This is a genomic window from Microbacterium sp., assembly GCF_036566905.1.
Classification (GTDB): Bacteria; Actinomycetota; Actinomycetes; order Actinomycetales; family Microbacteriaceae; genus Microbacterium.
In genome coordinates, this window is sequence record NZ_DATCVK010000106.1 from 1 (window position 1) to 3929 (window position 3929).

At 72.2% G+C, this 3929-nt stretch carries 5 protein-coding genes; 2 read left to right on the top strand and 3 right to left on the bottom strand.

Annotation, left to right across the window (positions count from 1 at the left end; genetic code table 11):
- Nucleotides 1-535 (bottom strand): VanZ family protein (locus VIP82_RS07860; RefSeq protein ID WP_331907355.1); only part of this gene is annotated, 535 nt, incomplete at its 3' end.
- Nucleotides 536-903: 368 nt separating this feature from the next.
- Here VIP82_RS07860 and VIP82_RS07865 point away from each other — a divergent pair.
- Entirely contained in the window at nucleotides 904-1107 is a 204-nt protein-coding gene (locus VIP82_RS07865) for a cold-shock protein (protein ID WP_022893782.1), read from the top strand.
- Nucleotides 1108-1208: 101 nt separating this feature from the next.
- On the opposite strand, the gene VIP82_RS07870 is transcribed toward VIP82_RS07865, so the two are convergent.
- Nucleotides 1209-2084 (bottom strand): NAD-dependent epimerase/dehydratase family protein, encoded by an 876-nt coding sequence (locus tag VIP82_RS07870; protein ID WP_331907357.1) that lies wholly within the window; start codon nucleotides 2082-2084, stop codon nucleotides 1209-1211.
- A 54-nt stretch (nucleotides 2085-2138) separates the two neighbouring features.
- The gene (locus VIP82_RS07875) at nucleotides 2139-3077 is read right to left on the bottom strand and encodes an oxygenase MpaB family protein (RefSeq protein WP_331907359.1); all 939 of its coding nucleotides are present in this window, start codon (nucleotides 3075-3077) and stop codon (nucleotides 2139-2141) included.
- Between the two features lie 151 nt (nucleotides 3078-3228).
- Here VIP82_RS07875 and VIP82_RS07880 point away from each other — a divergent pair.
- A partial coding sequence (locus tag VIP82_RS07880; protein ID WP_331907361.1) for a LacI family DNA-binding transcriptional regulator occupies nucleotides 3229-3929 on the top strand: 701 nt, incomplete at its 3' end.

Genomic DNA, 3929 nt, shown 5'->3' on the forward strand with positions numbered 1-3929 from the left:
CCGTCGGGTCGGCAGACGTCGACGACGCTCCGACCAGCTCGACGGCGGGCTCGCGAGACGGCGGTGTCGCCGCATCCGCCGCCAGCGCGTCATCCGCGGGGGTGAGCATCGGCATGACCGCCACCGCGACCGAGCGACGCACCATGCGCGCCGCGAGCACGACCAGCACGCCGAGCACGGCGCCTCCCGTGTTCATCACGAGGTCTCGCGGGTCGGAGATGCGATCGGGCTCGGGTACCTGCACGAGTTCGATCACCGCGGTGAACGCGAACCCGGCGAGCAGTGCCAACGGCCAGCGCCGACGCTGGATGAGCAGTGCCGCCAGCAGCCCGACCGGGACGAACATCGCCACGTTGAACGCCATCTCCGACAGGTACCCGGTGGTCCAGGTGACGGGGGCCGTCCACGCGTCGGGGTTCAGGATGCCGCCCTCGAGCTGGTTGCCGCTCGTGCGCCACGGCGCGGGGCCGACGGTGGCCCACAGCACGACGGCGGCGTAGGCGAAGGCGAAGAATCGCAGGGGGCGGCGGTCCATCCCTCCAGTCTGGCGTGCCTGCCTATGAGCGCGCTGGCACCACCCCGCAGATGTGCTGATGAGCATGGCGTGTCGAGATTCACGTCATCTCAGGTCACGATCCGATCGCGAACTGGTGTGCTCGCGCGCGCGACCTACTAGGGTAGGCTCAACGATTCCTCCATCAAGCGGGCAGACGCCCGCGCCTCCACCTGATTGCCCGGAGGCGGCACGATCCGCGCGGCATGACCCGATACGAGACGGCGGATGCCTGAGCGCACACCCGCCCCTCGCCCCCAGCTTCGACGGCACCGTGTCGTCGGGGACGCGATCGACCCCGATCGCATCGGGCCCGCACTCAGCGGCCCATAGGACAGAAGGACAGCAGTATGGCAACCGGAACCGTCAAGTGGTTCAACGCCGAAAAGGGCTTCGGCTTCATCGCTCCCGACGACGGCAGCGCCGACGTCTTCGCACACTTCAGCGCCATCTCGGGCAACGGCTACCGTTCGCTCGAAGAGGGCCAGAAGGTCGAGTTCGAGGTCGCACAGGGCCCCAAGGGCCTGCAGGCTGAGAACATCCGCGGCCTCTAGGTCACGGCTCTCAGGACGCCCCCGTCAGCTCCGGCTGGCGGGGGCGTTCGTCTTCTGCAGGTCGACCCGGGTGCGCGTCAGTTCGGGCGGTTCGTGCTGCGTCAGCTCGGGCGAACGGATGCCGCGGCATCCGTCACCTCGTCGCGCCAGGAATGGCGCGGCTCGAAGCCGAGCACTCGGCGTGCCTTGTCGATGGACAGCAGGGTGTCGTTGACCCCGAGGTCGCCGCGCACCTCGACGCCCGGGAACACCTCGGCGACGAGCTCGGCGTTGGATCGCGACATGACGGTGTCGGCCGCGGCGATGATGAAGCGATCGAAGCCCGGTCGGGCGTTCTCGAGGGCGAGGCTCACCGCCTGCGCGCCGTCGCGGCCGTCGATGTAGCCCCAGAGGTTCCACTTGCGCAGCGTCGCGTCGGCATCGAACTCGGGGAACGCGGCGTAGTCGGCGGGGTCCATGACGTTCGAGAAGCGCAGCGCCGTGATCGAGAGCTCGGGATTCCATCGCACGAGCTCGATCGCCAGCTGCTCCTCGAGGTGCTTGACGAGCGAGTAGGTGCTCTCGGGGCGCGCCGGATACTCCTCGTCGACGGGGATGTAGGGCGGCGGCACGTCGAACGGCAGGCCCAGCACGGTCTCGCTCGACGCATAGACGAGGCGACGGATGCCGAGTCTCACCGCCGCCCAGAAGACATTGAAGGTCGCCGTCATGTTGTTGTGGAAGGTCGCCACATCGGAGCGGATGCCGGGGGCCGGGATCGCGCCGAGGTGCACGACGGCGTCGAACCCGTCGTGGCGGTCGCCGACCGCGGTGAGGGCGTCGACCACCTGGCCGTAGTCCGTGAGGTCGACCTGGACGAAGTCGGGGCCGCGGGTGCCCACGACGTCGATGCCGATGACGTCGTAGCCGGCCGCGCGCAGTTCGCGGGCGACGACGGTGCCGAGCTTTCCGGACGAGCCGGTGAGGGCGATGCGCATGACTCCAGCCTGCCATTTCGCCGGGCGCACAGGGCGATGGGGCGAGACGCGATGTCAGTGGGTGGCGGCCGTACCGGGGGCTGCCGACGTCGTGCCGCTGAGCCGGCGGATCCGCTGCCGGGCGAAATCCTGCGCGCGCGGGCCCTCCTCGAGCGCCTTCGCCGACACCGCGAGCACGATCCGCGTGAGGGTCACGACGGGGAGCGGAGACCGGCGCAGCCCGAGCAGGCGCCGGTAGCTGCGCGGCAGGCTGGCGACGGCAGCCGCGAACAGCACCTGGTACGCGATGCGCATGACGCCCGTGAAGGGCGCGGCGCGGAGGAACCGCACCACGTCGTCCACGCGGTCGTCGCGGCGGAGCTCGCCGCGCGCAAGGAACCCGTCCATCCGCGCGCGCAGCTCGGCCTCGGTAAGCGGCGGGTTCTCCAGGCGCATGAGGCGGCCGGCCTGCGCCCACTCCCGCACGTACGCGTCGGGACCGCCGGGGATCGGTCCGCCCCACCGCTCGTGCGCACCGAGGAACGCCTCGGTGAAGGCGAGGTGCACCCACTCGACGAGGTCGGCGTCAGCCGCCGAATAGGCGCGCTCGCCCGCGACGGACTCGAACGAGCCCTGCACGCGCTCGTGCAGCCTCGCGACGCGCTGCGTCTCGCGTGCCGCCTGCGCCGTCGAGCCGTAGGTGACGCAGATGATCCACCGGACGGTGCCGGTGAGGCGCCCGATCGGATCGTCCCGGTAGCGCGAGAAGTCGTGGACTCCCGCCATCGCCCCCGGATGCAGAGCCTGGATGAGCAGTGCCCGGATGCCGGCGACGAACGTTCCGGTGCCCGCGTGCACCGTCCACACGGCGCCGCCGTCGGTGAAATAGCCCGCGTCGTCGCCCTCGGCGAGGGCCCGCACCCAGGGCGGCGTGCCGTCGGGGTCCCCGGCGAGGGCGGTCAGCAGCCGCGCGCGCAGCGTCGGCCGCCGCGTCTTCGGAGAGCGTGCACCCATGCGTCCAGCGTGCCACCCGCACGGCGCGGCGGGGCGGGTTCCTCGGCGCACGAGTCGGTGCGTTCGCAGCGACTCGGCGCCGCGCACGAGCCGAGTCGCCGCCGATCGGCCGACTCCGCAGGGGTGCCGCTGCGCGGATAGGGTGTGCGCCATGGACGACACGCGGCCGCTGCCCGCTGACCCCACCCGCGTGGGTGTGCGCGATGTGGCGCGGGCCGCCGGGGTGTCGACGCAGACGGTGTCGCGCGTCATCAACGAGCACCCGAACATCCGGCCCGAGACCCGCGATCGCGTGCTGCAGGCGATCGCCGCGCTCGGCTACCGGGTCAACAACGCCGCCCGCACCCTCGGCACCCGCACGACCCGCACCCTGGGCGTCATCGCCTCCGACGCGACGCTGTACGGGCCGGCGGTCGGCATCGCCGCTCTCGAGGCGGCCGCCCGCGACGCCGGACGCTGGATCGCGACGGCGTACTCGGACGCCTCGGACGAGGCATCCGTCCGCGATGCCGCCGATCGGCTGCTCGGGCAGGGCGTGGACGGGCTCATCGTGCTGGCCCCGCACGCGGCCACACTGACGGCGCTCGCCGGCGCGCACCCGGGGGTCGCGATCGCCGCGCTGCACACCGGACCGGGCGCCGAGCAGCAGGAGGCGGGCGCCGCTCTCGCGATCTCGCATCTCGTCGAGCTCGGCCATCGCCGCATCGGCCGGGTCGCCGGACCCGAGGAATGGCTCGAGGCGCGCTCCCGCGAAACGGGGATGCGGCGCGCGCTCGAGGCTGCGGGCCTCGACGCCGAGCCGCACTGGAGCGGCGACTGGACCGCCGCCGCCGGTGCTGCGCTCGCCGGGCG

What these genes read in the sequence shown, in the direction of transcription:
- VIP82_RS07865 (WP_022893782.1), top strand. Translation starts at nt 904, where the DNA reads ATGGCAACCGGAACCGTCAAGTGGTTCAACGCCGAAAAGGGCTTCGGC.
- VIP82_RS07870 (WP_331907357.1), bottom strand. Translation starts at nt 2,084, where the DNA reads ATGCGCATCGCCCTCACCGGCTCGTCCGGAAAGCTCGGCACCGTCGTC.
- VIP82_RS07875 (WP_331907359.1), bottom strand. Translation starts at nt 3,077, where the DNA reads ATGGGTGCACGCTCTCCGAAGACGCGGCGGCCGACGCTGCGCGCGCGG.